The organism is Phytoactinopolyspora mesophila (assembly GCF_010122465.1).
GTDB lineage: Bacteria > Actinomycetota > Actinomycetes > Jiangellales > Jiangellaceae > Phytoactinopolyspora > Phytoactinopolyspora mesophila.
Genome location: NZ_WLZY01000011.1, coordinates 20,510 through 44,014 on the forward strand (window position 1 = coordinate 20,510; position 23,505 = coordinate 44,014).

Below are 23,505 nucleotides of genomic sequence, written 5' to 3' on the forward strand. Positions count from 1 at the left end.
GATCTGTAACGTCCAAGGCAGCAAGGTGGCCCGGCAGGCCGCAAATGCAGCCCCGTCGGTTATCCACAAGCGTGGCCTAGGACAGCGCCAAGTTGTCCACATCGCGCGGCAGTAGTCTGGCGGTTTGGTACGCAGTGTGACGTGATGAGGGTATGGATGTATCGACCGGAGCTGAGACATACCCGGATTGCTCCCACACCGGGACCCCTGATCTTGCTCTGGTAGAAACCGCCCGCGATCAGTTCGGGACGTTCAGCCGACACCAGGCGTTGGAATGCGGATTCACCCGGCACCAGATCGAGTCGCGCCTGGCGAAGGGCTATTGGGTGGTTGTCCATCCGAAGGTATACCGAGTCGCCGCAGCTCCACCGACGCGAGCGTCCCTGGCTGTCGCAGCGCTTCTGTACGCCGGCGATCAAGCATGGTTCAGCCATGCCACAGCAGCCCGGCTGCAGAATGTCGATCCACTGATCCCTTTGGATCGGACGTGGCTCACGGTTCCGGCGCGTGTGCAGCGCACGCCCCGACCAGGACTTGTCATCATCAGGTCCCGGCGAATCGACGGTTTCACCGGTGTGGCACATGGCCAACCGGTGCTCAAGATTCCGCGCACCGTCGTCGACCTTGCGGGCATTCTCGACGACACGGCATTTCGGCGTCTCCTATATGACGTGCTGAACAGGGACGTTGCCAGTATTGACGAACTGCTGGCGGCTGCCGAGGATTTCGGCGGCAAGTCAGGGATAGCTCTTGTCCGCCGTACCGTTGACGAGTTCGATCCCGCCTTCGAATCCGGTGCTGAGTATGAAGCGGACGAGTTGTTCAGCGGCGCCGGGTTGAGTTTCGAGCGGCAGTACGAAGTTCACGACAACGGGATTTTGCTGGCCCGCCTGGACTTTGCTGATGCTGTGATCAAGCTTGGCGTCGAGATCGACGGTGCCCGGTTCCACTCCTCACCGGGAGCGCGCTTCTACGATCGGGAACGCGATCGGATGCTGGCGCGCCTGGGGTGGCACATCGAGCGCTTTAGCGTGGACGACATCCGCCGGCGCCCGCAGTCCAGTCTTGGACACCTGCGAGCGATCTACCAGCACAGACTGAGCTCCGTCCAAGCAGCTGCTTGACAGGCATCCGCAAACGGCTCCGTGCAATGAGGCGCATCGTCGGTCCGTGGGGCCGGCGACAACAACATGCCCGCCCCCGTCCGGTCGTGTGATCGGTCGTGTGACGTATCGCCCCTGGACGGCCGCCTCGCTCGGTCGTGTTGCCGGTCGTGGGCCATGTTGCCGCTCGGAGCGGTCGGAACTCACACGACTTGTCGCACACCGGTCGTGAAGATCGTTGTGTGACCAGGCAAGGGCGGTTAGCTGGTCCGGGCCGGTTGTGAAGGCTGCCCTGTTGAGGCGCCCGGGATCAGTCGCGCGTCAGCGTGAGGAGGAACTCGACGAGGCCCTCGTCCTCCACCCGGACGAACGCAAGATTTGGCGGGTCCACCTCGAACTCGGCGAATGTGATGGGGACTGAGCCGGCTACCTGTACGGCATCACCGGATTGTTGCAGGTCGAGCCGGGCCTCCACCTCCCGGGTGACATCCCTGATGGTCAGCTCGCCGCTGGCGGTCAACGTGATTGGCTCGGCAGCGCCTGCGAGATCGCCGACGGGAACCGGCTCGGTCAGCGTGAACGTCGAGGTGGGGTACTCGTCTGTGTTCATGATCGACCCTTGGAACTGGCCGTCGCGGCTGTTGCTGTCCGTGGTGACCGTCGTCATGTCCACGACGACCTCTCCGGACGTGGCGGCGCCGTCGGCCACGACTATCTCGCCCGTCACGTCGGGGGTGCGGCCGACGACGGTGTTGTCGAGGCCGTTGAGGACTTCGTCGACGCGGTAGCCGGCCTCCGATCCGTCGGCGACAGCCCACGTGCCGTCCAGGATCAGCTCACCGTTGCCGGAGTCATCGTTGGCCTCGCCCGGCGTCGCCGAGTCCAGCACGAACGGGTCGGGTGCGTCCGCACTGAAGACGTTGACATAGAGCCAGGTGCCCCCAAGGACGAGCGCCGCGGCACCAGCCAAGCCGGCAAGAGCGATGAGCAGCCTACGTCGGGTCTTCGTGGGCAAAGCCATGGAAACGCTCCCTGGTCTGTGTGGATGTCCTGGCTGTTCTACGGTGAGTCTGGCTCACGGGATTGCGTGCCGGGTGACCGGTGCCGTCGACGCTGCTGCTTCCGATCAAGGCGGCGGTCCGGAGATTCGGGAAGAAATCCCGCCAGTCTGATGCGCGGCGAAACTCTCGCTCCCTTCATCCCGCCAAGTCGTGAAAATTTTCTGCACGGAGACCGCGACAAGACGTCAATCTCCTGTCATGCTGTCGCCAGATTCACCCGGGCATTCCAACCCCCTGGAGGCCCCAGCCTTATCGGAGGTGCAGTGATGTGTGAACCAACAGACGGCCGCTCGATCACCCGGCGCGGAGCCATCGGCGGCGTAGCGGCCGCCATCGGAGCCGTAGCTGTCGGCTCGGTAGTGACAGCCGCGCCCGCTCACGCCTACAACTGGACGCGCACCATGCGCCGGGGCGACAGCGGCAACGACGTCCGTGAGCTCCAGATCAGGGTCGCCGGCTGGGCGGCAGCCAGCGCTTCGCGCACGTTCATCGCCATCGACGGGCAGTTCGGCCCGGCCACTGAGGGCGCCGTGCGCCGGTTCCAGTCCGCCTACGGGCTGACTTCCGACGGGATCGCCGGTCCGCAAACACATACCCAACTGAATTGGCTCGAGTCCTCTGACGGCTCCACCCGGCACTTCGCCTGGAGCGAGTTCCATTCCCGCGACGGTAGCGGCTTCGGCGGAGGCAGGGTTGGCACGTCAACCGTGCGGGAGAACGTCCGGCGTCTCATGTACAAGCTCGAGGCGGTTCGCCGCAAGGGCGGAAACAACGCCTGCATCATCAACTCCGGGTTCCGCAGCGTCTCACACAACAGCAATGTCGGCGGGAGCTCGAACAGCCAGCACATGTACGGCATAGCCGCGGACTTCCGCATCAGCAACAGGTCCGTTTCGCAAGCTATCTCCTACTGCCAGACCAGCGGCTTCAGCGGAATTATCCGCTACAGCAGCCACACCCATGCCGACAGCCGGGTCGAGTACGCCTACGGCGCGCAGTCCTGGTACTGGGCCACCTGACCAGAGGTTCTAGGCTCGCAGGAGGAGCAATCCGGCTAGCACGGTGAGGTAGCCCACGACCAGTGCCGCGAGTGCGACGACATGCGCCGTCTCGCGCTTCTGCGGTGGGTGCTTGAACATGGGCTCACCTCCGTGCTCAGGTGAGTTCGGAAGGCCGAACTTTTCTCTTTAGGCCTCCATAATGGCACACGTTTGCCGTCAACACACGGGGCGCGCCTCCCGGAAATGATCCGGGAGGCGCGCCCCGTGAGCTGTCGCGCCTGACCTTGTCGAGTTCAGGCAGGTGTGATGAGGCCGTTGGTCTTGCTCTTGGCCGTGGTGAACCTGTCGGTGACGTCGGCCCAGTTGATGATGTTCCAGAAAGCCGCGACGTAGTCCGGCTTGACGTTCTTGTACTGCAGGTAGAACGCGTGCTCCCACATGTCGAGCATGAGCAACGGCACGGTGCCTACGGCGAGGTTGCCCTGGTGATCGTAGAGCTGCTCGATCACGAGGCGCTCCCCGATGCTCTCCCACGCCAGGATGGACCAGCCCGAACCCTGGATACCGAGTGCTGCAGCGGTGAAGTGGGCGCGGAAACCGTCGAACGAGCCGAAGAACTCGTCGATGGCCGCACCGAGCTCCCCGTCGGGCTTGTCGCCACCTTCGGGAGACATGTTGTTCCAGAACACGGTGTGATTGACGTGCCCCGCGAGGTTGAACGCGAGGTTCTTCTGAAGCTGGTTGACGGTGTCGAGCTTGTTGTTGGCCCGAGCCTCTTCCATCTGCTCCAGAGCGGTGTTGGTGCCGTTCACGTACGTCTGATGATGCTTGGAGTGATGAAGCTCCATGATCTGGCCGGCGATATGCGGCTCGAGCGCACCATAGTCGTACGGAAGGTCGGGCAGCGAGTAGGTAGCCATGCGTCAAGTCCTCTCATCGATGAGCTGCACGTACAACATGCTCATTGCCAAACCTACGCCTGACTATTCCCGTTCGATGAGGGTGGGCGTCACATGTGTACAGGATCACTAGTCTTCCGCTGCCGGCACGGGGGTGTCCCCAACCGGGTCCGCCTCAGTGAGCGTGATCTGGATCGCGCGGAATGTGTCCGGGGTTTTGCGCAACACCATCAGCTTGGGAACCGGCACGGGAAGATGTGGGGGAACGACCAGGTTGCGCACTGGCTGCAGGCGGGAATCGGCCAGCACCTGGCTGACCGCGGCGCGGTCACCGCCGCACACCACGGCGTCCAGTGAAGCGAGGTGCGGAAGCAGAATCCGGGCGGCGACGTCGGCGGCCGCACCGAACGCCTCGCGGGCCTGCTTGTCCCTGCGCCGAGCGAAACGTTGCTGGGACTGCCCGCCGGCAGCTGTTCTGCCTTGGACATGCCGAGACCCCACCTTGGAATCGAGCAAGGTCCGGCCGTCGAAGACACCGGCCGCGTAACCGCCACGCCGGACGAGCACTACACCCACGGTGCGATCACGGCACGCGTGTTCGATCAACCCGGCGTACGGCACGCCCTCATGGCGCGCGAGCGGGGCGAACGGCACCCGGCAGCGCGCCTGTGAGCCGTCTGCGGCGCGTACTGTCACGGTGTCCGGCGTGACACTGTGGTCAGCTGGGCCGTGCCTGTCGATGAAGCCGGCCAGCCAGCGTTCCAGCCGTTCCGGCGGCACCGAGATGTGTTTCGTCGGCATCCCATGAGCATGCCTGATTCCGCACGTCCGGCACGACACCTGGAGCGGCGAATGCCAGCAGTCGGCCAGGATTCACCCTGCGGGACGTTGCGGACAGCTGGCGTTCGGCGGAATCTGGGAACGACAGCCGGGCAGCTGGCGAGGATGCCTCAGAGACGGGTCACTTTGGCGTTCGGCAAAGTGATGGTTTGAATACCTGCGCCGAAGTCGACATGAACCTTGTTGTGCGTGCCGAGTCCGATCACCCGTCCGACACCGTGGCGGTCGTGGGTAAGGAGATCGTTGACACTGAACTGCTCCACGGGCTCTGGAGCGACCGGTTGGAAGGGACTCGAAGGCAAGACTCGTCGATTGGTCGTGCTAGAGGTCATTCTCATAGTGTGCGCCACGACACACCCGTATGTGTAGCCCTCACCGGTAAGAATCTTGATGAGCTGGGCTTTTGCCCCCCAACCTGTCCGGACCAGGTCGCGTTGCGAACTGATGCATGACAAGTATCAATGCGAAGAGAACTGCCGTCGTGGCCACGACGCCGAACGCGCCGCCGGTGTAGGCGCGGATCAGATCACCGCGGTCGGGTGATCCTCCTCCAGCCAGAACGTCCCCGGTGCTCGACAGCGCCGAGGCGGCCAAGAGGCCGGTCACGAAAGCGACGATCAGCATCAGTCCGCTGACGATGGTCGTGGGGACAATCGCGGAGTCCGGCGGGCGTACCCGCTCGGAGCTGCCGATCGCGGTGATAATGATGGTCAGGCCCGCCCAGGCCATCACGACGGTCATGGCGGCCACCACGTCGGACGGCCGGTGCCACTGGCCGATCATGGTCGCTACGCCGGTGGTGGCGGCGTAGGTCGCGGCCAGAATCGCGACCAGTGGCCGCGCCGGCCGTGGAACCACGAGCACAAGAGCGGCTGCCACACTGGCGGCCACGGTGGTGTGCCCGCTCGGCAGGGAGTTGCTGACGGCCCCTGCGGTATCGGCGAGATCGGGGCGGTCCAGGATCACATGCTTCAGCGCCTGGGTGGTGACGTTGGCGCCCCCGACCAGAACCGCCACCTCGAGAGCTAGCAGCCAGCGGCGCCGGATGACGGCGATCAGCGCGGCCGCGCCGAGGACGACGACGATGAAAGGCACGGAGACCACGTCGAGCACCGGTTCGGCGGCATTCCACAGAGTGCTCTGGCCGATCTCCGCGCCGCGGAAGGCGACGTTGTCCAATCGCTGCCCGGTGCGCGTATTGACGAAATACTGCCAGGTCAGAACGGTTCCGGCGACACCGGCGGCGAACATGAAGAAACCAAGGACGGCGGTGCCGACACGTGGGGAGAATCCGTGCACGTCAGCGGCCCCGTGTGGAGACTGTCACCGTCAACTCGCGGAGCTGGTTGGTGATGAGGCGTGGTGTGGTGAATGCTCTGTGGCCTCGCATCGACTTCCTCCCCGTGCGTGCGTCGGGAGCTACCGACGCGTTGTCCCGATGGCGGGACCACTCACGAGAGTATGTAACTACGCCCGAAATACCAGCCGACGCGCGGCTTTGATGTATCGGCGGATGGCGGCGAGCTGGACCGCCCGGTTGAGCGGCCCCGCGAGCTTGGTGTACCACTGCGCCGGCCGGCTGAACGCGGTGACGGTGAACCAGACGGCTTCCGCGTCGTCGATCTCGACGATGAACGACTCTTCTCCACTCTCGGGATGCCCCGGCAGTGTGCCGTAGGCGAATCCGATCCGGTTGTCCTCCTCCACTGTCCAGACGACGCGGCAGGGGAAGCGCAGCCGTACCGGGCCGACACCTACACCGCAGATCACCTCGACGCCGCTGGCAGCGCGGTCGGCCGTCGCGTCGACACTCAAGCCGGAGCCGCGGTGTACACCCCATGTCATGGCTCCATCGGCGGCTGCGTGGAAGGCGGGCCGGCCGTGCCCGATCCGCTCCCGGAGGCGGACATGGTGGTAGCCGCCGGGAAGGGTGTCGTCGTCGGTGGAGCCGACCTCGGGATAGGTGAATTCGCGCGTCACAGCACCCCACGCTACCCGGTGCTCGTCAGTGGGTTGTGGTCGTTGATGCGCGACCACAACGCCCTGACGATCACCAAAATACAGCCACATCGCACTGACGATCACCGGGCTGCAGGGTTATGGAGAAGGGGTGTACGACGAGGGCTTGGAGGTTGAGGAAGGGGTGGGCGATGAGGGGTTGGAGGGGGAGGAAGCCGGGGTGGAGCTGGGGTTGGAAGCGGGGGCGGAGCTGGCGGTGGAGCTGGGGGGAGATCGGCGGAGGAGTGGGCTGGCTGTGACCGCCAGGCCGGCCAGCGCGACGACCGTCACCAGGACCAGGCCCGGGCGGAACTGGCTGAGCGACTGTTCCATGGACTCGTTCACGCCGTGTGCGTCAACGGACATCAGCGCTGTGCTCAGGGCCAGGACGAGCGCCGCACCGACTTGTCCGGAGGTCTGGACCAGTCCGGCCGCGAGTCCTTGCTCGGAGTCTTTGACCCCGGCTGTGGCCTGAACGTTGATGGACGGGAATCCGAGCGCGAAACCCACCCCGAGCAGCACGACGCTGGGCAGGATCACGGTGAGGTAGTTCGGGTCGGTGTCGATCCGGAAGAAGAACAGCACGTACCCGACGCTGAGCGCGCTGAGCCCGGCAATGATCAGCTTGGGTGTCCCCACCCGGTCGATCATCCGGCCCGCATACGGCGCGGTCAGAACAACGAGCACACCAGCGGGCAGCAGCGCGAGCGCCATCTGAATCGGTGACCACCCGAGCACGTTCTGCAGGTACAGCGTCATGATGAATTGGAAGCTCAGGAACGAACCGAACAGGGCGACCAACCCCACATTGGCGCGTACGATCGAGCCGACGCGTAGGATGCCGAGCCGCACTAGAGGGTGCGCCACCCGCCGCTCGATCATGAAGAACGCTGTCAGCAGCGCAATCGCCAGGATGAACGACGCGATGATGCCGGGGTGGGTGAACCCGGTTTCCGGCGCGGACACCACGGTGTAGACGAGCAGCAACATGCCACCGGTCAGAGTGGTGGCGCCGCCGACATCGTAGCCGCCGGTGGCGGCCGGGCGGTCGCGCGGGATGAGCATCAGACCGGCGATCAGCGCGGCGGTGGCGATCGGCACTGGGAAGAGGAAGGTCCACCGCCAGCCGATACCCGTCATCAAACCGCCGACGATCAAGCCTGAGGAGAAGCCGCTGGCGCCGAACAGCGTGTAGATCGACAACGCCTTGTTGCGGTCCCGGCCTTCGGCGAATGTCGTGGTGATGATCGATAGGCCGGTGGGGGCGGTGAACGCGGCGGCGACGCCCTTGATCAGTCGCGTCGCGATGAGCAGGCCGCCGTCGTCGACGATCCCGCCGAGCAGCGACGCGACCGCGAAAACGCCCAGGGCGATCAGGAAGACCTTGCGCCGGCCGAGCAGGTCGGCGGTGCGCCCGCCGAGAAGCAGGAGGCCGCCGAAGCCTAGTACGTAGCCGCTGACGATCCATTGCAGGGCGGTGGTCGACAACCCGAGTTCGGCGCCGATGGACGGCAGCGCCACTCCCACCATGGATACGTCGAGGCCGTCCAGGAAGAGAGCGAGGCAGAGGACGGCGAGTATCCCCCACAGACGCGGGGTCCATTGCTGTTGTTGAGGGCTCGATGGAGCCGTGCGGATAGCCGTGTCAGTCACGAGGAGGAACATTACATGCACGTGCATTGAATGCACAAGCATTAAATGTATGTGCAACGAGTCGTCATCCGGTGTTAGAATCCTCGCTGTGGTCCAGACGCGGGAGCACCAATTGGTGGAGCAGTGGCGTGAGCTGCTGGCCTCCTATAACGAGATTGCCATTGCCTTGGATCGCGACCTTCAGGATCGGCATGGCATCGGGCTGAGTGAATTCGAAGCGCTGGACCGGCTGGTGGATTCCGGCGACGAAAAGCTGCGCATGCTGGACCTGGCGTCGGGCATGTATCTGAGTCAGAGCGCGCTGTCGCGGGCCGTTGCCCGCCTGGAGCGGGCCGGCCTCGTGGAGCGAGCGATGTGCGCGGACGACCGTCGCGGCATTTTCGTCAAGCTCACCGTCGCGGGCCGGGCGAAGCACGCTGAGGCATCGGCTACGCATCGTCAGGTACTCGCCGCACACCTTCGCTGAAGGCCACGGCTCACCCCGGGTGTACCGACCACGCTGGGACCCGGGCCGGGCGGCCGCCTCCCAACCCTCGCCGGTGATCGTCAGGGCGTTGGGGTCGAATTTGGGGGATGGTCAGTGGGTTGTGGTCGCGATGGCGCGACCACAACCCACTGACGATCACCGAACGGGGGACCCGAGGGTTCAAGGCCCGGAGTGCCAGGCGGGGGCGGTGCTGGATTCGCGGAACATGGCGTTGCAGGAGGTCTGCAGCTGCTCGTCGGCCCACATCAGATGGTGCGGGGCGGCGTTCGAGCACACCACCGTGCCCCAGGCGCCGACCCGGGCGGCGGTATGCACCGCCAGCCGGCACATCTGCGCGCCTACCGGGCCTTCCTCGAAGGAGCCGTGAGCAGGTGTGTAGCCGATCCAGCCCTCGCCCAGCACCAGGGGAATGCCGCGGGACAGCGCGAAGTCGGCGCCGGCCTCGATCCACTCCACGAGCTTGTCTTCCATGCCCACTTTGTGTGTGGCGTAGCGCTCGTAGAGCCAGCGGTCGTAGGCCTCGACGTCACACCAGTCGTGCAGGTAGATCTCGGGCTTGCCGACAATGGTCGCCCGTAGCTTCCAACGTTTGTCCGCCGGCGGCAGCCAGTCGGCCAGGTCCGGCGCACCGTCGCGCAGGAACGTCGTGCGCACGTCGTCCTGGGGGAAGTCCGCGCCGTCGCCGCGCAACCGGTAACGCTCGACCATCTCTCCGAGCACCCCGTAGATGTACGGGTGGAAGACGGCGACGTCAACGTTGCGGGCAACTCCGCGCAGTTCGGTCAGGGGCACGCGGGCGTAGTTGACCGTGACCGGGACGGTCGGGTGCCGGGTTTTGAACGTATCGAGCCCCCGCTCGAGCCGGTCGCGCAGGGCGACGACGGCCGACTGCTCGCTGGGCAAGCCATCGGTGAGGTATCCGGCCTGGACCTCGTTGTGGAGCTCGACGAAGGCGACCCGGTCGGCGAGCTCATGACTGTTGAGCAGGTCCATCAGGTCGGCGTGCGCCTCGGCGAGGACGGCCGCCCGGGCGTCGGGCTCGACCGCCATCAACGCGTCGAACCAGGCTGGGTCGGCCGCGAAGGAGGAGCTCTGCTGGTACTCCCAGCTCGAGACGATCACATAGCAGTTGTGCCGTTTGGCGGCGCGGAAGAACTCCAGCAGGTGCTCACGGGCGTCAATGGTGGTGGTCGCCTTGACGTCGTACCAGCGGGTGCGCTGCGCGTAATCGCCGCCCAGCGGTTCCAGCGTCAACGCCGACGTGTCCACGCCGGAGCGGAAGAGCAGGAACGGCATCGCGCAGATCCGCACGGTGTTGTAGCCGAGCTCCACGGCCCGGGCGAAGGCCGCGTCGAGATCCTCGAACGGCTCACCCGGGCCGGTGCGTGTGTACCAGGTGAAATCCCATAGCGAGACGGTCAGGCGCTCGGGGAGGTGCGGGGGCAGTGGAACGGGGGTGTACACGGCGTGAGCTCCTTGACGACGGTGGGCCGCGACTCGGTGGTGGCGTGGCCGTTCATTTGTTGGCCCCGACCAGGAGGCCGGAGACGAAGTGTTTCTGGAACATGAAGAAGACGATGGCTGTCGGCACGGCCGCGAGCACGGCACCCGAGGCGACGACATTCCAGTTGCTGACGAACCCGCCCTGAAGGTTGAGCAGGGCGGCGGTCACCGGGAACTTCGCCTCGCTGCGCAGCACCGTGATTGCCCAGATGAGATCGTTGAAGATCCACGTTGTCGCGAGCGCGGCCAGCGCGGCCAGCGCCGGGCGGCACAACGGCACCATGATGCGTGCGTAGATGCGACCCGCGCCCGCGCCGTCGACCCGGGCCGCTTCGAGTATCTCGCCGGGGATGCCGCGCATGAACCCGTAGAGCACGAACGTGTAGAAGCCGAGCCCGAAGCCCACCTGGACGACGATCAGCGCCAGCAGCGAGTCGTAGATCCCCATCGACTCGGTGATCCGGGCGACCGGGATCAGCAGCACCTGCGGCGGCAGCAGGTTGCCCGCCAGCATCGCCAGCAGGATGGTGCGGCGGAACGGGATGGCGAACCGGCTCAGCGCGAAGGCGGCGAGCGAGGCGAGGAACAGTGAGGCGACGACGGCGACCACGGTGACCACGGCACTGTTGACCAGGGCCCGGCCGATCCCGCTCTGCAGCGCCGTGGTGAATCCGTCGAAAGAGAACGACGCCGGCAACGAGCCCAGCCCGCGCCGTGTGATGTCGTCGAATGAGCGGAACGCGACGGTCAGAACGAACACCAGTGGTGCGATCCACAGCAGGGTGAACGGCGCCATCACCGCGTGGAAGACCCATCCGCGACGGCGCGAAGGGGCTGCTTCCGGCCGCGCGACGCCGGGCGAGGCGGTGGAGGTCTGTACGGCCATTGCTCAGTCCTCCCTGGTCGCACGGACGAGATAGGTGATGATGAACCCAATGGCCAGCAGGAAGATGGTGACCGCGATCGCCGAGCCGTAGCCGAGGTTCACCAGGGTGAAGCCCTGCTGGAACATGTAGGTGCTCAGCAGTTGCGAGCTGTCGTAGGGGCCACCGCGGGTCATCGCCCAGACGATGTCGAACGTACGCAGCGAGTCGATCACCGTTACGGCGAAGATCACGGTGTTCACGCCGCGCAGCTGGGGGAAGACGACGTAGCGAAAGCGTTGCCAGCGGTTCGCGCCGTCGACGGCGGCCGCTTCCTCGAGGCTGGGGTCCACACCTTTCAGCCCGGCCAGGTACAACACCATGATGTAGCCGACCTGCCGCCATACGGCGGCGATGAGCACCGCGTACAGGGCGGTGTCGGGATCGGCGAGCCACTGCCGGGCCACCCCGTCCAGGCCGATGAGCTCGAAGGTCGAGTTGATGGCGCCGTCCGGTTGGTACAACACCCGCCAGAACAGGCCGGTGACCACCAGGGAGAAGACCATCGGCAGGTAGATGGCGCTGCGATACAGCCCGACGCCGCGCCGCGGGCGGTTGAGCACCACGGCCAGGGTCAGCCCCATGATCACCGAAAGGCCACCGAAGCCGATGGTCCAGATCACGGTGTTGCTGGCGGCTGTGCGGAAGACGGGGTCATCGAGGAGGTTGGCGTAGTTGTCGAACCCGACGAACTCCGCCGCCCCGACCCCGCTCCACCGGGTGAGTGACAGCCAGAAGCTGTTCATCGCCGGCCAGAAGACCCACGCCAGTTCCACGGCGAGCGGGATCAGCAGGAACAGCCAGACGATCCGCGGTACCCGTCCGCTGGAAGCCCGCCGGCGACGGCTCACCGGCGGGGCTTGCTGGTCAGGCGTGGTGGCCAGGTCAGGCTGACTCACGCGTCGAACACCCGCTCTGCTGCTGCCTGCCAGTCGGCGAGGATGGCGTCCACGTCGTCGGGGTCGTCGAGGAAGCGGGTGAGTGCGGTGTCGGCGGTGGCCTGCAGCTCGTCGCTGGAGTCGCGGTTGAAGAACTGGGTGATCTCGTCGGTCTCTTCCAGGTGTGTGATGCCCTTCTGCACCAGCGGGGAGAAGCCCGAAGTGTCGACGTCGGGCGACGTGGGCAGGTTGGACGAACCAGCTAGCTCGATGAACTGCTGCTGGTACTCCGGGGCGGCCAGGTGTGAGAGCAGCGCCTTGGCGCCGTCCGGGTTCTGCGAGCCGGACGCCGCGAAGTAGCCGTCCGTCGGCGCTTCCTCGCCGACCGGCAGCGACGGGTCGATGATCGGTACCCGGAAGAAGTCGACGTCGTCGACGTCCTCCTCGGGGAAGGCCTGCGTGATGAACGCGCCGATCAGGTACATCGCGGCGCGCTTCTGAACCAGCGGGGTGACGGCGTCCTGCCACGAGTAGGAGCGGCCGTTCGGATCGATGAACGGCAGGAGCTTGGCGTACTCATCCATGACGGCGCGCACTTCGGCGCTGTCGAAGGAATGTTGTCCGGCCAGCAGTTCGCGGTGGTATTCCGGGCCGTTGACCCGCAGATTGAGGTAGTCGAACCAGCCGGCGGCGACCCACGGCGTGCCGCCGGTGCCCATGGTGAGCGGGGAGACGCCCTGTGCGTTGAGCGTCTCACAGAGCGCGAGGAAGTCGTCCCAGGTCTCGGCCGGTTCGACACCCCATTCCTCGAACGCCGACGGGCGGTAGAAGACGCCCCACCAGTAGTAGTTGGTCGGCACGAAGATGGGGGTTCCGTCCTCGGTGCTGGACAGGCTGCGCAACGCATCCGAGAAGCCGGCACACGCGCCGTCGCCGGTCCAGAGATCCGACAGGTCCAGCAGCAGACCGCGGGCGGCATAGTCACGCGCGACCGAACCCGCGTACCAGGTCAGTACGTCCGGCGGGTTCGAGGACGAGAGGTACGTCGGCAGCTGCGCCCGGTAGTTCTCGATGGCGACGGTGTTGAGGGTGACATCGCCGTCGTAGGCGTCGATCAGGGATTCGAGCGCGGCCCTGGGCTGGGGGTCGGAGAGGCTCGACTGCAGTGTGACCGGCCCGGTGCTCTCGGGCGTGCCGTTGCCCTCAGGGCTGCTAGCGGCATCGCCTTCGTCGTCGGAACCGCCAGCGCCGACGCAGCCGGTGAGCAGACCGGAGACCCCCAGCGCCGCCGAACCGGCTAGGAAGCCGCGCCGAGACATACGAGACGTGGTCATCGTGCCCTCCTCATGCGCCGGCTTGGCGCGTCCTGGTTACGTTGCGGACATCTTGGTGTCACTCAGCCCGCGCTGTCAAGAAATAGTCATACAAAATGCTTAATGCTAGATTCCTCCTATGCTCCGAACAACGCAGCGTTCCGTGTACCGCGGAATCCACGGATCTGTCGTCGCTCATATCGGCGAGCAGATCATCCGGGGCGACATCTCCCCAGGTGATTCGCTTGATCCAGCACAGATTGAGCAGGACCTCGGCGTGAGTCGCACCGTTGTGCGCGAAGCCCTCCGGGTGCTGACCGCCAAGGGGATGGTTGAGGCCCGGCCCAAGAGAGGCACCCACGTTCTGCCCCGCGATCACTGGTCCCTGCTCGACGGCGATGTCCTGCAGTGGCAGCTGGCGAACCGGAACGACGAGACGTTCATGCAGAACCTGTCCGAGGTCCGCGCCATGGTCGAGCCGGCGGGAGCGCGGCTGGCCGCCGAGCGTCGTACGGACGCCGACCTGCAAGCCCTGAGGGACGCCTTCGACGCGCTCGCCGACCCGCATGCCGGTGGCGACGAAGTGGTCGAGGCTGACCTCGCCTTTCACCGGCTGCTGCTTTTCGCCGCACACAATGAGCTGCTACAGCGTATGGAGATCGTCATCGAAGCCGGTCTTCGGGTGAGGGACCTCCTGGTACACGGTCACGGGACGTGGGCGGACAGTGTCCCCGCCCACGCGGCGGTGCTCGAGGCGGTGGCCGCCCAGGACGGCCCGGCGGCGGAGCGTGCCGTGCACCACCTGCTCGACCAGGCGGACCGTGACGTCCGGGCGTTGCTCGACGACCCGGCCGACGGCGGCCCGGATCAGCCCGGTAATGGCGAGAAGGCGACCATGAAGGAGCCCGATGAAGATCACCGACATTGAAACGTTCGCCGTCGCCCCACGCTGGCTGTTCTGCCGCATCGCGACCGACGAGGGCATCGTGGGCTGGGGCGAGCCGATCGTGGAAGGACGTGCCGAGACCGTCCGGGCCGCCGTACACGAGCTGGCGGACTATTTGATCGGGCAGGATCCGCTGCGGATCGAGGATCACTGGCAAGTGCTGTCAAAGGGCGGCTTCTATCGCGGTGGGCCCGTCCTCTCCAGCGCGCTGGCCGGACTCGATCAGGCGCTCTGGGACATCGCCGGGCAGGCATATGACGCGCCGGTGCACGCGCTGCTGGGCGGTCCGGTGCGGGACCGGGTGCGGATGTACACGTGGATCGGCGGGGACGAGCCGGCGGAGATCGGCGAGGCTGTGGCCGAGAAAATCTCGCAAGGATTCACCGCGGTCAAGATGAACGGCTGTGCGGTGATGTCCAGGCTGGCCACGGTCCGAGAGACCGACGCCATGCTGGCCCGGTTGCAGGCCGCGCGGGAAGCGCTGGGGCCCGACCGCGACGTCGCCGTCGACTTCCACGGCCGGGTCAGCACGGCCAATGCCCGGCGGGTGCTGCCACTGCTCGAGCCGTTCCACCCGCTGTTCATCGAGGAACCCGTGTTGCCCGAACACGCTGGCAAGCTCGCGGCGATCGTCGCCGCCAGTTCCACACCTATCGCGATGGGTGAGCGCTGTTACCACCGCAGTGAGTTCGCCGGTCCGCTCCAGGCCGGCGTGAGCGTGGTGCAGCCGGACATCTCGCACGCGGGCGGGATCTCGGAGGTACGACGGGTCGCGGCGCTGGCCGAGATCTACGACGCCGTGCTCGCGCCGCATTGCCCACTCGGGCCGATCGCACTGGCGGCCAGCCTGCAGGTGGCCTTCGCCACGCCGAACTTCCTCATCCAGGAGCAAAGCCTCGGCATCCACTACAACGTGGGCAACGATCTGCTGGATTACCTCATCGATCCGTCGGTGTTCCAGTTCTTCGACGGGTATGTGCAGCGGCCCATGGCGCCCGGGCTGGGCATCCAGGTGGACGAGGCCGCGGTGCGACGGGCCGACGAGACCGGGCATCAGTGGCGCTCGCCGGTGTGGCGGCACTCTGACGGCAGCTTTGCCGAGTGGTGAGCCATGCGGCCGTATGAGGGCAAACTGGCGGTCGTGACCGGCGCCGCGGCCGGCATCGGAGCGGCCACGGCAGAGTTGCTGGTTGCTCAGGGTGCGCACGTCATCGCCGTCGACGTGGACGCGGCCGGTCTGAATCGCATCACCGGCGATGGGTACACACCCGTGCGCGCGGACGTTGCCACCGAGGACGGCTGGGCCCGGATCGTCGCTGCCGTACACAGCGCCGGTGAACGCGTCGATCTGCTGGTCAGCAACGCGGTCCGGCAGCTTCCGGCTCCGGTGCAAGACACGAGCCTGCGGCAATGGTCGGCACAACTCGATGTCAACCTCACCGGTGCGTTTCTGGGCGTGCGTGAGCTGCGTGCAGCGTTGATCGAGACCGGGGGAAGCGTCGTTCTCATCTCGTCGGTGCATGCCGTGGTGGGTCTGCCGAATCATGCGGCGTACGCGGCATCCAAGGCGGGCCTCGCCGGATTGACCCGGCAGCTGGCTGCGGAGCTCGGACCCGATGTGCGGGTCAACTGCGTCCTGCCCGGCCCGATCCTCACCCAGGCGTGGGACCACATCGACGACGCGGCCCGCGAAGCCAGCGTCCGTGAGACCATCGCCGACCGGTTCGGACGGCCCGACGAAGTAGCCTCGGTGATCGCCTTTCTCGGCTCGTCCGGGGCCAGCTACGTCACCGGCGCCAGTATCGTCGTCGATGGGGGATGGAGCGTGTTTAAACGCTCGTCATGACGCCGGGCCGCGAGTAGCGTGATCGATGTGACACGTATCCTCGTTCCGTACCACCTCGACGAGCACCTGCCCGACCTCGACGTGCCGTTCCGGCCGGACGCCACCATCACCGCTGAGCTGCCCGCCGGAGACACCTGGGAGCGGATGGCCGAGCTGTACCGGCACGTAGCGGAGGCGGTCGCCACCGACGTCCGCACCGGGACCGCCCCCGTCGTCCAGTCCGGAGACTGCATGGTCTCGCTCGGCACCGTCGCCGGTGTGCAGCAAGCCGGCGTTTCGCCGAGTGTCGTCTGGTTCGACGCACACGGCGACGTGCAGACCCTGGAGACGACCACATCCGGCTACCTCGGCGGCATGCCGATCAGGGTCCTCACCGGGTACCGGCCCGAGCTGATCGCCGAGCCCCTGGGTTTGCAGGCGTTAGCCGAGGAGCAAGTGCTGCTGGTCGACGCCCGCGACCTCGACCCGCCGGAAGCCGAGTTCCTGGCGTCGTCACCGATGACCCGGTGCCCGGTGGACGACGTGTCGGAAGCGGTGATTCCGGCCGGGCCGCTGGTGCTTCATGTCGACTTCGACGTCGTCAATCCGGACCAGTTGCCCGGAACCCTGTTCCCCACGCCCGGCGGGCCGGGGATCGATGCCGTCATGGCCGCGGTCGCCAGAGTGCTGGATACCGGCCGGGTCGTCGCGCTCAGTCTCGGCTGCACGTGGCACCCTGGCCAGGGTACTGCCGACCAGATAAGTCCACATCTCGAATCAGCTCTCGCTCCGGGGCGCTGAGCCCTTGCGGCGTGGGTGCCCGGCGCCCGCCGGAGCAACCACGCCGAGGCCGAACTCGGCGGCGATCCGGCGCAGTTTGTTCGGATTCATGATGCCGTAGATGGCCTGCACATGTCGTCCGTCGTCGTCGATCTCTACCATCCCCACCGCATACAGATGATTGGCGTCGTCGTACAGCAGTGCGGCCGGATCCCCGTTGACGGTGACATAGCGCGCTCGGAGGGTGAGCAGATCACGCTGGATCGTGTCTGAGGTCAACAGCCTGGTGACCTTGTCACGGCCGGTGATCACCCTCCGCGCGGCCGGCACCTGGCCACCGGCATCCGTCCACATCTCGACGTCGGGTGCGAGCACCTCCATCAACGCATTCAGGTCGCCCCCGACCGCGGCGGCGAGGAAACGTTCCGTGACGGCCTTGCGGACCTCCTGCTCGACGGCGACCCGAGGCCGGCGCGCCTGCACGTGTTCTCTAGCCCGGTGCGCGAGCTGGCGGACGGCCGACGGGGTGCGGCCCAGGATGGTGCCGATCTCACCATGGCTGTAGCCAAAGGCCTCCCGCAGGACGAAGACGGCTCGCTCCAGGGGCGTGAGTGTCTCCAGCACCACCATCAGCCCGAGCGACACCGATTCCGCCTGCAGCGCGCTGTCTTCGGCATCGGACTCGGTGACCAGCGGTTCGGGCAGCCATGGGCCGACGTAGGACTCACGGCTGCGCTGCAGGCGCCGGAGCCTGGACAGCGACTCGTTGACCGCGATGCGCACCAGGTAGGCGCGCGGGTTGTCGATCAGCTCGGATTCAGCACGTGTCCAGGAGAGCCAGGCCTCTTGCAGCACATCCTCGGTGTCAGCTACATCGCCCAGGATGTTGTAGGCGATGGAGAACAGCAGTTCCCGGTGTTCGGAGAAGATTGCCGTCGCCTGCTCCATGGCCGTGCGGTCCATCGTCGTCCCCTATGCAGCTCGTCGTGTCAATCTCATCACAAGGACGCTTGCCGGGCGGGAAATGTGACATCGACCGCACGGCAGGCAGCCGATGTCACATCCCGGCCGCCTGATGCATCTCGGATGCATGGTGACGATGCTGCACAACAAGGAACGGACTACACCTGGGCCACAGGGCAGGGGCATGCTCGCCCGGCTGGCGGCCCTGGTGATGCGGCGCCGCAGGGCGGTGCTGGTCACGGTGGTGATGCTGGCGTTGATCGGCGGAGCGTCAGGGTCGACGCTGTTCGACCGGCTGTCCGCCGGAGGCTGGAACGATCCCAACGCCGAATCCGGCCAGGCCGCGGACATCCTCGAAGACGTCTTCGGGCAAGGCCAGCCGAATCTGGTGCTGCTGGTCAGCTCCCCGGACGGCGTGGACGAACCGGCCGCCGCCTCAGCCGGTACCCGGCTGAGCGAGCGGCTGGCCGCCGAGCCGGGCGTCGGGGATGTCGCGTCGTACTGGTTGTCCGGTCAGGCACCCCAGATGCGCAACGCCGACGGCGACAAGGCGCTGATCCTGGCGAATATCGAGGGTGATGCGACAACGGTCGACAATCGGCTCGTGGATCTGATCGCTGACTACGGGGGCGACTGGGACGGGCTGCACATCCAGATCGGCGGCTACGCGATGTTCGAACACGAGCTGACCGAGCAGAGCGAACGCGACATCATCAAGGCGGAACTGTTGGTGTTCCCGGTGACGATGCTGGCCCTGGTGCTGATCTTCGGAAGTGTTGTCGCGGCTACCCTGCCACTGGCCGTGGCCATGGTGACGGTCCTGCTCGGCATGGGTGTGATGTGGGTACTAGCGGATGTCACCAGCCTGTCCGTGCTGGCGGTCAACGTCGTCACCCTGCTCGGACTGGGTCTTGCCATCGACTACAGCCTGCTGATGGTCAACCGCTACCGCGAAGAGCTGCGCGGTGGGCGCGGAGTCGCCGAGGCGATCAGCATGACGATGCGCACCGCCGGGCGCACCGTCGTCTTCTCGGCGGTCACGGTCGCGATCGCGCTGTCGGTGCTGGCGTGGTTCCCGCTGGCGGCGCTGCGGTCGGTCAGCTACGCCGGCATCGCCACCGCCTTGCTCGCCGGCTTCGCTTCGTTGACGGTCCTGCCGGCGCTGTTCGCGGTGCTCGGTCACCGGGTGGATCGCGGCCGGGTATTCCGGCGCCGGGCGCGTCGTCGTGGCGAGCCGGACGGTGAGCAGGCTGTCGAGAACGGCTTCTGGCACCGGCTGGCGACCGTCGTGATGCGCCGGCCGCTACCGATCGCCAGCATCGTCGCGGTCTTCCTGCTCCTGCTCGGCGCGCCGTTCCTCAACCTGAAGTTGGGCGAGGTCGACGAGCGCACCATGCCCGAGTCGGCGGAGTCCCGACAGGTGGCCACGGCCATCCGTACCGAGTTCGGCTCCGGGGAGCAGAACGCGCTGCAGGTGGTGATGCCGGAGGCGACCTCGGATGCCGGCGTCATCGCCGGCTATGGCGCGGAGTTGTCGGGCTTCGACGGCGTCGCCCGTGTCGATACGGCCACCGGCAGCTACGTGGGCGGAGGCGAGGCAGTTCCAGCCGGCCCTATGCACGAACAGTTCGCTCGAGGCGACGCGGTCTACTTCTCGGTGGTGCCGGCAGCCGGTGAGCCAGAAGACGCCCAGCGCCTCGTCGACGAGATCCGGGCCGCCCCTGCGCCGTTCCAGACGTTGGTCGGTGGTCAGCCAGCGATCACCGTCGACGGCAACGACGCATTGACCACCTGGTTGCCGTACAGCCTGGCCACACTGGCCGTGGTGATGGTGATCCTGTTGTTCTTGCTGACCGGCAGCGTGGTGTTGCCGTTCCTCGCGATGGCGCTCAGCCTGCTGAGCCTGACCGCCACGTTCGGCGCGCTCGTATGGATCTTCCAGGAGGGCAACCTGTCCGGGCTCCTCGGCTTCACCGTGACCGGCAGCCTGCCCGGGACGGTACCCGTCATGCTGTTCGCCGTGGCGTTCGGCCTGGCTATGGACTACCAGGTGTTCATGCTGTCGCGTATCCGCGAGGAGTATGAGCGAACCGGGGAGAACACGCGCGCGGTTGCGCTGGGGCTGGAACGGATCGGCCGGATCGTCACGGCGGCGGCGGTGCTGATCTCGATTGTGTTCCTCGCCTTCCTGATCTCCGACATCACCTTGATGAAGGCCTTCGGGCTCGGACTGCCGCTGGCAGTGCTGCTCGACGCCACCCTGGTGCGCGGTGCGTTGCTGCCTGCGTCGATGAAGTTGCTGGGGCGAGCGACGTGGTGGGCGCCGGCGCCGCTGCGGCGGTTCCACGCGCGGTTCGGTCTCCGTGAAGGCGACCCAGTGACGTCGTCGCCGCTGCGCCGAACAGGGTGAGCTCGCTCAAACGCCACCGCGGATTACTCTGCGTGCCGCGGATACCAGCTTCTCGGCCGCCCGCATGACCCGTGTGACCTGCTCTGCGGTGAGCATCCGCGTTCCGTAGTGAGACTCGTCCTTGATGTCGAGCGCAGTCGCCAGCGCTTGACTGAGTTCGCGGGTTCGTCGTTGCTGCGCGGCCGGGTTTCCTTCGCCATAGCGGATCTCCTCGAGCACCTCGATAGCTTGGCGGTGGTCCTGGCCGCGGGCCCGTTCGCCCAAGAGCTTGCAGCACAGGGCATCACTCGCGGCAATGGCGGCGAGGACTGCGACACCTGCTGCTACGTGGTTGTAGTCATAGTCAGTCGGCTTGCCTTCCTCTGAGGCCACCAATTGCGCCGTCGCGAAGAAGGCTTCGGCATGTCTCAAGCGCGTGCTCGCCTCTGCCGGGGTGCACGCGCGACGGCGCCCTCTCGCGTTCATCCGAGCTCCATAAGTAGGTCCCGTAGGTCTCGGCCATGAACCGTTACGGCGTCGCGCTGCCATTCGGCAACGATCTTCTCGTCGGCATGTACGAGGTCGACCAGCCCGCTCCAGCTCCGGTCAAGTACCTGCAAATGGTTGCCAGTCCATCGATGGATCTGCCCACGCACGTCGTGGAGCTGTTGCATCCACTCCGGCTCGTCGCCGGCCAGGCCGGTAGGCCGGATGACCAGGAGGTCGATGTCGCTATGCAGGCCGCCGTCCCGTCGGGCGGCCGAGCCGAACAGCGAGGCGTTCACTGGTATTAAACGCCACTGGCTGATCGATTCGCCGAGAAGCCGGGGAAGTGCTTCGCGCGCGGCGAGCAATGCCTGCACCGCCGGGTAAAGTACGTGGTCGCGGTTCAGTTCGTACAGCGCCGGCCGGGTTGCCGGCCCGGTATCGGTCACCAAGCCATGCTCGATCAGTTTTTCGAGTACACGACGCACCCCTGCCGCGGTGCCGATGCCGGCGGTTCGACGTACCTGCTCGGTCGTTGCGCTACCGCGCCGCGAAGCAAGTGAACGCAAGACGGCAATGGTCAGTCGCGACGTGAGGGCGGTGGGAGGTTCAGTGAGATCCACGTCGACTCCAATGATACGGATGTATCTTTACAGATACTCTAGTATCTCTATTGATACTCGAGTATCTCAACCATGAAGTTGTGATACCCCCGTGAACCCGCTCACGTGACACTAGAGACGCGAGACGTGGTCAACGAAGCGGCGCATGGTGGACTCGTCGCGCACGGCGATCCGGATCCAGCCGGGACTCAAACCGGGAAACGTGTCGCCGCGGCGCACAGCCCAGCCGGCGTCCCGCAGCCGCATCCGCAACTCCTCGCCCTCCGGGAATCTCACCAGCAGGAACGGTGCCCGCGGGGAGGGGACGACGTCGCCGCCGAGCCGCCGCAGCTCATCGGCCAGCCATTGCCGCACCGGCTCGTCGGCGCGCGCCAGCCGGTCCGCTTCATCGAGGGCGGAAGGATGCACACAAGCGCGCATCGCCTCGGCGGCCGGGCTCGAGACCGACCACGGCGGCTGGACATCGCGCAGCCGGTCGATGATGTCCGCTGGTCCGAGTACGTAACCGGCGCGGATACCGGCCAGCCCCCAGGTCTTGGTAAGGCTGCGGAGCACGAGGAGGCCAGGTAGGTCGGTGCGCTCGGCCAGCGACTCCGGCTCGCCGGGTACGGCGTCCATGAACGCCTCGTCAATGACGACGATCCGCCCCGGCCGGGTGAGCCGCTCGATAGCCGCGGCGGGATGCAGCACGGAGGTGGGATTGGTGGGGTTCCCGACGACGACCAGATCGGCGTCGTCGGGAATCCTGTCCGGATCAAGGACGAACCCGTCCGTCGGGCTGAGCAGGACTCGATCCACCACGTGCCCGGCAGCGGCGAGCGCCACCTCTGGTTCGGTGAATTGCGGATGTACGACGACGGCGTGCCGCACGTCGATCCCCGGCCGCAACGCACGCGCGATCAGCGTGAACGCCTCGGCGCCGCCTGCTGTCGGGAGCACGTCGGCGACCCGCCGGCCATGCCGGGCAGCGATCGCGTCTCTGGCCGGGCCGGCATCGGGGTAGGCGGCAATGTCGTCCAGGGTGGCGATCAGCCGCTCGCGCAACCAGGGCGGTGGCATACCAGCACGAACGTTGACGGCGAGGTCGATCAGGCCGGGGCCGACCTCGGCATCGCCGTGGTGGGTCAGGTCGGGAACCGGTGCCGGGCTTGCGTCCTGCACACCGTGCGTCATGGCGCTCGCCGCGCAGGACGCAACGGGGCCAGGGGTGCGGGTCGCCTCACCACTCGATCCCCCGTTGCCCTTTCTGGCCGGCATCCATCGGGTGCTTGACCTTCGAGGTCTCCATGACCAGGTCAGCGGCCTCGATCAGGCGGGGGTGCGCGTATCGCCCGGTGATGATCACATGCTGCTGGCCCGGGCGGTTGGTGAGGACGTCGACCACTTCCTCGACGTCGACCCAGCCCCAGTGGATCGGGTAGGTGAACTCATCGAGCACGTAGAGCGTGTGCCGCTCCGCCGCGATGCGGGCCGCGATCTCCCGCCAGCCCTCAGCCGCCGCGGCCGCGTGGTCCTCCTCGGAGCCCTTCTTCCGCGACCACGACCATCCCTCGCCCATCTTGTGCCACTCGACCGGACCGCCCTCACCGGTCTCGTCGTGCAGTCGGCCCAGGACTCGGAAGGCGCCCTCCTCGCCGACCCGCCACTTGGCGGACTTGACGAACTGGAACACACCGATGTCCCATCCCTGGTTCCATCCGCGCAGCGCCAGCCCGAAAGCAGCCGTCGACTTCCCCTTCATCTCACCCGTATGCAGGATGACCAGCGGACGGTTGCGGCGCTGCCGAGTGGTGAGCCCGTCAGCGGGAACAGTGGTGGGTTGACCTTGAGGCAT

General features: G+C 66.4%; 23 protein-coding genes. 8 read left to right on the plus strand and 15 right to left on the minus strand.

Features of this window, described 5'->3' with window-relative positions:
- Nucleotides 1–152 precede the first annotated feature (152 nt).
- Nucleotides 153–1,124: a DUF559 domain-containing protein gene (locus F7O44_RS24695; RefSeq protein ID WP_162452990.1), complete on the plus strand. Its 972-nt coding sequence runs from the start codon at nt 153–155 to the stop codon at nt 1,122–1,124.
- A 289-nt stretch (nt 1,125–1,413) separates the two neighbouring features.
- Here the strand turns inward: F7O44_RS24695 and F7O44_RS24700 are convergent, their stop codons facing one another.
- On the minus strand, nt 1,414–2,124 hold the full coding sequence (locus F7O44_RS24700; protein ID WP_162452991.1) for a YceI family protein: 711 nt from the start codon (nt 2,122–2,124) through the stop codon (nt 1,414–1,416).
- A 306-nt stretch (nt 2,125–2,430) separates the two neighbouring features.
- Between F7O44_RS24700 and F7O44_RS31360 the strand changes: the two genes are divergently transcribed.
- Nucleotides 2,431–3,183, plus strand: coding sequence for a D-Ala-D-Ala carboxypeptidase family metallohydrolase (locus F7O44_RS31360; RefSeq protein ID WP_162452992.1), 753 nt, complete (start codon nt 2,431–2,433; stop codon nt 3,181–3,183).
- Between the two features lie 275 nt (nt 3,184–3,458).
- On the opposite strand, the gene F7O44_RS24710 is transcribed toward F7O44_RS31360, so the two are convergent.
- From F7O44_RS24710 to F7O44_RS24735, 5 genes are all read right to left on the minus strand, one after another.
- Nucleotides 3,459–4,085, minus strand: coding sequence for a superoxide dismutase (locus tag F7O44_RS24710; RefSeq protein WP_162452993.1), 627 nt, complete (start codon nt 4,083–4,085; stop codon nt 3,459–3,461).
- A 108-nt stretch (nt 4,086–4,193) separates the two neighbouring features.
- The gene (locus tag F7O44_RS24715) at nt 4,194–4,865 is read right to left on the minus strand and encodes an acVLRF1 family peptidyl-tRNA hydrolase (RefSeq protein WP_162452994.1); all 672 of its coding nucleotides are present in this window, start codon (nt 4,863–4,865) and stop codon (nt 4,194–4,196) included.
- A 411-nt stretch (nt 4,866–5,276) separates the two neighbouring features.
- Nucleotides 5,277–6,203, minus strand: coding sequence for a phosphatase PAP2 family protein (locus F7O44_RS24725; protein WP_222851663.1), 927 nt, complete (start codon nt 6,201–6,203; stop codon nt 5,277–5,279).
- Between the two features lie 168 nt (nt 6,204–6,371).
- On the minus strand, nt 6,372–6,884 hold the full coding sequence (locus F7O44_RS24730; RefSeq protein ID WP_222851664.1) for a DUF1990 domain-containing protein: 513 nt from the start codon (nt 6,882–6,884) through the stop codon (nt 6,372–6,374).
- Between the two features lie 117 nt (nt 6,885–7,001).
- Nucleotides 7,002–8,582: an MFS transporter gene (locus F7O44_RS24735; RefSeq protein WP_162452997.1), complete on the minus strand. Its 1,581-nt coding sequence runs from the start codon at nt 8,580–8,582 to the stop codon at nt 7,002–7,004.
- Nucleotides 8,583–8,604: 22 nt separating this feature from the next.
- Here F7O44_RS24735 and F7O44_RS24740 point away from each other — a divergent pair, with 22 nt between their 5' ends.
- On the plus strand, nt 8,605–9,021 hold the full coding sequence (locus F7O44_RS24740; protein WP_162452998.1) for a MarR family winged helix-turn-helix transcriptional regulator: 417 nt from the start codon (nt 8,605–8,607) through the stop codon (nt 9,019–9,021).
- 180 nt (nt 9,022–9,201) lie between these two features.
- Here F7O44_RS24740 and F7O44_RS24745 read toward each other — a convergent pair whose 3' ends face one another.
- Genes F7O44_RS24745 through F7O44_RS24760 form a run of 4 tightly spaced genes read right to left on the minus strand, consistent with a single transcriptional unit; the run spans nt 9,202 to nt 13,680 of the window.
- A complete protein-coding gene (locus F7O44_RS24745) occupies nt 9,202–10,506 on the minus strand; it encodes a cellulase-like family protein (RefSeq protein ID WP_222851667.1) in 1,305 nt (434 codons plus the stop codon).
- 52 nt (nt 10,507–10,558) lie between these two features.
- Nucleotides 10,559–11,431 carry a carbohydrate ABC transporter permease gene (locus tag F7O44_RS24750; RefSeq protein WP_174255983.1) on the minus strand — a complete coding sequence of 291 codons (873 nt, stop codon included), beginning with the start codon at nt 11,429–11,431 and terminating at the stop codon, nt 10,559–10,561.
- 3 nt (nt 11,432–11,434) lie between these two features.
- Complete coding sequence (locus F7O44_RS24755) at nt 11,435–12,367, minus strand: carbohydrate ABC transporter permease (RefSeq protein ID WP_222851668.1); 933 nt, start codon at nt 12,365–12,367, stop codon at nt 11,435–11,437.
- Nucleotides 12,364–13,680: an ABC transporter substrate-binding protein gene (locus tag F7O44_RS24760; RefSeq protein ID WP_162453000.1), complete on the minus strand. Its 1,317-nt coding sequence runs from the start codon at nt 13,678–13,680 to the stop codon at nt 12,364–12,366. Before F7O44_RS24760 ends, F7O44_RS24755 begins: the two co-directional genes overlap by 4 nt.
- A gap of 118 nt (nt 13,681–13,798) precedes the next feature.
- Between F7O44_RS24760 and F7O44_RS24765 the strand changes: the two genes are divergently transcribed.
- Genes F7O44_RS24765 through F7O44_RS24780 form a run of 4 tightly spaced genes read left to right on the plus strand, consistent with a single transcriptional unit; the run spans nt 13,799 to nt 17,231 of the window.
- Nucleotides 13,799–14,587 carry a FadR/GntR family transcriptional regulator gene (locus F7O44_RS24765; protein ID WP_162453001.1) on the plus strand — a complete coding sequence of 263 codons (789 nt, stop codon included), beginning with the start codon at nt 13,799–13,801 and terminating at the stop codon, nt 14,585–14,587.
- Complete coding sequence (dgoD, locus tag F7O44_RS24770) at nt 14,568–15,713, plus strand: galactonate dehydratase (RefSeq protein WP_162453002.1); 1,146 nt, start codon at nt 14,568–14,570, stop codon at nt 15,711–15,713. The genes F7O44_RS24765 and dgoD overlap by 20 nt, the downstream gene beginning before the upstream one ends.
- 3 nt (nt 15,714–15,716) lie before the next feature.
- Nucleotides 15,717–16,451, plus strand: coding sequence for an SDR family NAD(P)-dependent oxidoreductase (locus F7O44_RS24775; RefSeq protein WP_162453003.1), 735 nt, complete (start codon nt 15,717–15,719; stop codon nt 16,449–16,451).
- A 27-nt stretch (nt 16,452–16,478) separates the two neighbouring features.
- Nucleotides 16,479–17,231 (plus strand): arginase family protein, encoded by a 753-nt coding sequence (locus F7O44_RS24780; protein ID WP_162453004.1) that lies wholly within the window; start codon nt 16,479–16,481, stop codon nt 17,229–17,231.
- Here the strand turns inward: F7O44_RS24780 and sigJ are convergent.
- Complete coding sequence (sigJ, locus tag F7O44_RS24785) at nt 17,208–18,173, minus strand: RNA polymerase sigma factor SigJ (protein ID WP_162453005.1); 966 nt, start codon at nt 18,171–18,173, stop codon at nt 17,208–17,210. The genes F7O44_RS24780 and sigJ overlap by 24 nt on opposite strands.
- 136 nt (nt 18,174–18,309) lie before the next feature.
- Here sigJ and F7O44_RS24790 point away from each other — a divergent pair, with 136 nt between their 5' ends.
- Nucleotides 18,310–20,583, plus strand: coding sequence for an MMPL family transporter (locus F7O44_RS24790; RefSeq protein WP_246221437.1), 2,274 nt, complete (start codon nt 18,310–18,312; stop codon nt 20,581–20,583).
- A gap of 6 nt (nt 20,584–20,589) precedes the next feature.
- Here the strand turns inward: F7O44_RS24790 and F7O44_RS24795 are convergent, their stop codons facing one another.
- From F7O44_RS24795 to cobO, 4 genes are all read right to left on the minus strand, one after another.
- Nucleotides 20,590–21,048, minus strand: a complete 459-nt coding sequence (locus F7O44_RS24795; protein WP_162453006.1) for a hypothetical protein — start codon at nt 21,046–21,048, stop codon at nt 20,590–20,592.
- The gene (locus tag F7O44_RS24800) at nt 21,045–21,671 is read right to left on the minus strand and encodes a nucleotidyltransferase domain-containing protein (protein ID WP_162453007.1); all 627 of its coding nucleotides are present in this window, start codon (nt 21,669–21,671) and stop codon (nt 21,045–21,047) included. Before F7O44_RS24800 ends, F7O44_RS24795 begins: the two co-directional genes overlap by 4 nt.
- A gap of 111 nt (nt 21,672–21,782) precedes the next feature.
- On the minus strand, nt 21,783–22,844 hold the full coding sequence (cobC, locus tag F7O44_RS24805; RefSeq protein WP_162453008.1) for an Rv2231c family histidinol phosphate aminotransferase CobC: 1,062 nt from the start codon (nt 22,842–22,844) through the stop codon (nt 21,783–21,785).
- Between the two features lie 46 nt (nt 22,845–22,890).
- Nucleotides 22,891–23,505 (minus strand): cob(I)yrinic acid a,c-diamide adenosyltransferase, encoded by a 615-nt coding sequence (gene cobO, locus F7O44_RS24810; RefSeq protein WP_162453009.1) that lies wholly within the window; start codon nt 23,503–23,505, stop codon nt 22,891–22,893.

What these genes read in the sequence shown, in the direction of transcription:
- F7O44_RS24695 (WP_162452990.1), top strand. Translation starts at nt 153, where the DNA reads ATGGATGTATCGACCGGAGCTGAGACATACCCGGATTGCTCCCACACC.
- F7O44_RS24700 (WP_162452991.1), bottom strand. Translation starts at nt 2,124, where the DNA reads ATGGCTTTGCCCACGAAGACCCGACGTAGGCTGCTCATCGCTCTTGCC.
- F7O44_RS31360 (WP_162452992.1), top strand. Translation starts at nt 2,431, where the DNA reads ATGTGTGAACCAACAGACGGCCGCTCGATCACCCGGCGCGGAGCCATC.
- F7O44_RS24710 (WP_162452993.1), bottom strand. Translation starts at nt 4,085, where the DNA reads ATGGCTACCTACTCGCTGCCCGACCTTCCGTACGACTATGGTGCGCTC.
- F7O44_RS24715 (WP_162452994.1), bottom strand. Translation starts at nt 4,865, where the DNA reads ATGCCGACGAAACACATCTCGGTGCCGCCGGAACGGCTGGAACGCTGG.
- F7O44_RS24735 (WP_162452997.1), bottom strand. Translation starts at nt 8,582, where the DNA reads ATGCACGTGCATGTAATGTTCCTCCTCGTGACTGACACGGCTATCCGC.
- F7O44_RS24740 (WP_162452998.1), top strand. Translation starts at nt 8,605, where the DNA reads ATGTGCAACGAGTCGTCATCCGGTGTTAGAATCCTCGCTGTGGTCCAG.
- F7O44_RS24750 (WP_174255983.1), bottom strand. Translation starts at nt 11,431, where the DNA reads ATGGCCGTACAGACCTCCACCGCCTCGCCCGGCGTCGCGCGGCCGGAA.
- F7O44_RS24760 (WP_162453000.1), bottom strand. Translation starts at nt 13,680, where the DNA reads ATGACCACGTCTCGTATGTCTCGGCGCGGCTTCCTAGCCGGTTCGGCG.
- F7O44_RS24765 (WP_162453001.1), top strand. Translation starts at nt 13,799, where the DNA reads ATGCTCCGAACAACGCAGCGTTCCGTGTACCGCGGAATCCACGGATCT.
- dgoD (WP_162453002.1), top strand. Translation starts at nt 14,568, where the DNA reads ATGAAGATCACCGACATTGAAACGTTCGCCGTCGCCCCACGCTGGCTG.
- F7O44_RS24775 (WP_162453003.1), top strand. Translation starts at nt 15,717, where the DNA reads ATGCGGCCGTATGAGGGCAAACTGGCGGTCGTGACCGGCGCCGCGGCC.
- sigJ (WP_162453005.1), bottom strand. Translation starts at nt 18,173, where the DNA reads ATGGACCGCACGGCCATGGAGCAGGCGACGGCAATCTTCTCCGAACAC.
- F7O44_RS24790 (WP_246221437.1), top strand. Translation starts at nt 18,310, where the DNA reads ATGCTGCACAACAAGGAACGGACTACACCTGGGCCACAGGGCAGGGGC.
- F7O44_RS24795 (WP_162453006.1), bottom strand. Translation starts at nt 21,048, where the DNA reads ATGAACGCGAGAGGGCGCCGTCGCGCGTGCACCCCGGCAGAGGCGAGC.
- cobC (WP_162453008.1), bottom strand. Translation starts at nt 22,844, where the DNA reads ATGACGCACGGTGTGCAGGACGCAAGCCCGGCACCGGTTCCCGACCTG.
- cobO (WP_162453009.1), bottom strand. Translation starts at nt 23,505, where the DNA reads ATGCCTCAAGGTCAACCCACCACTGTTCCCGCTGACGGGCTCACCACT.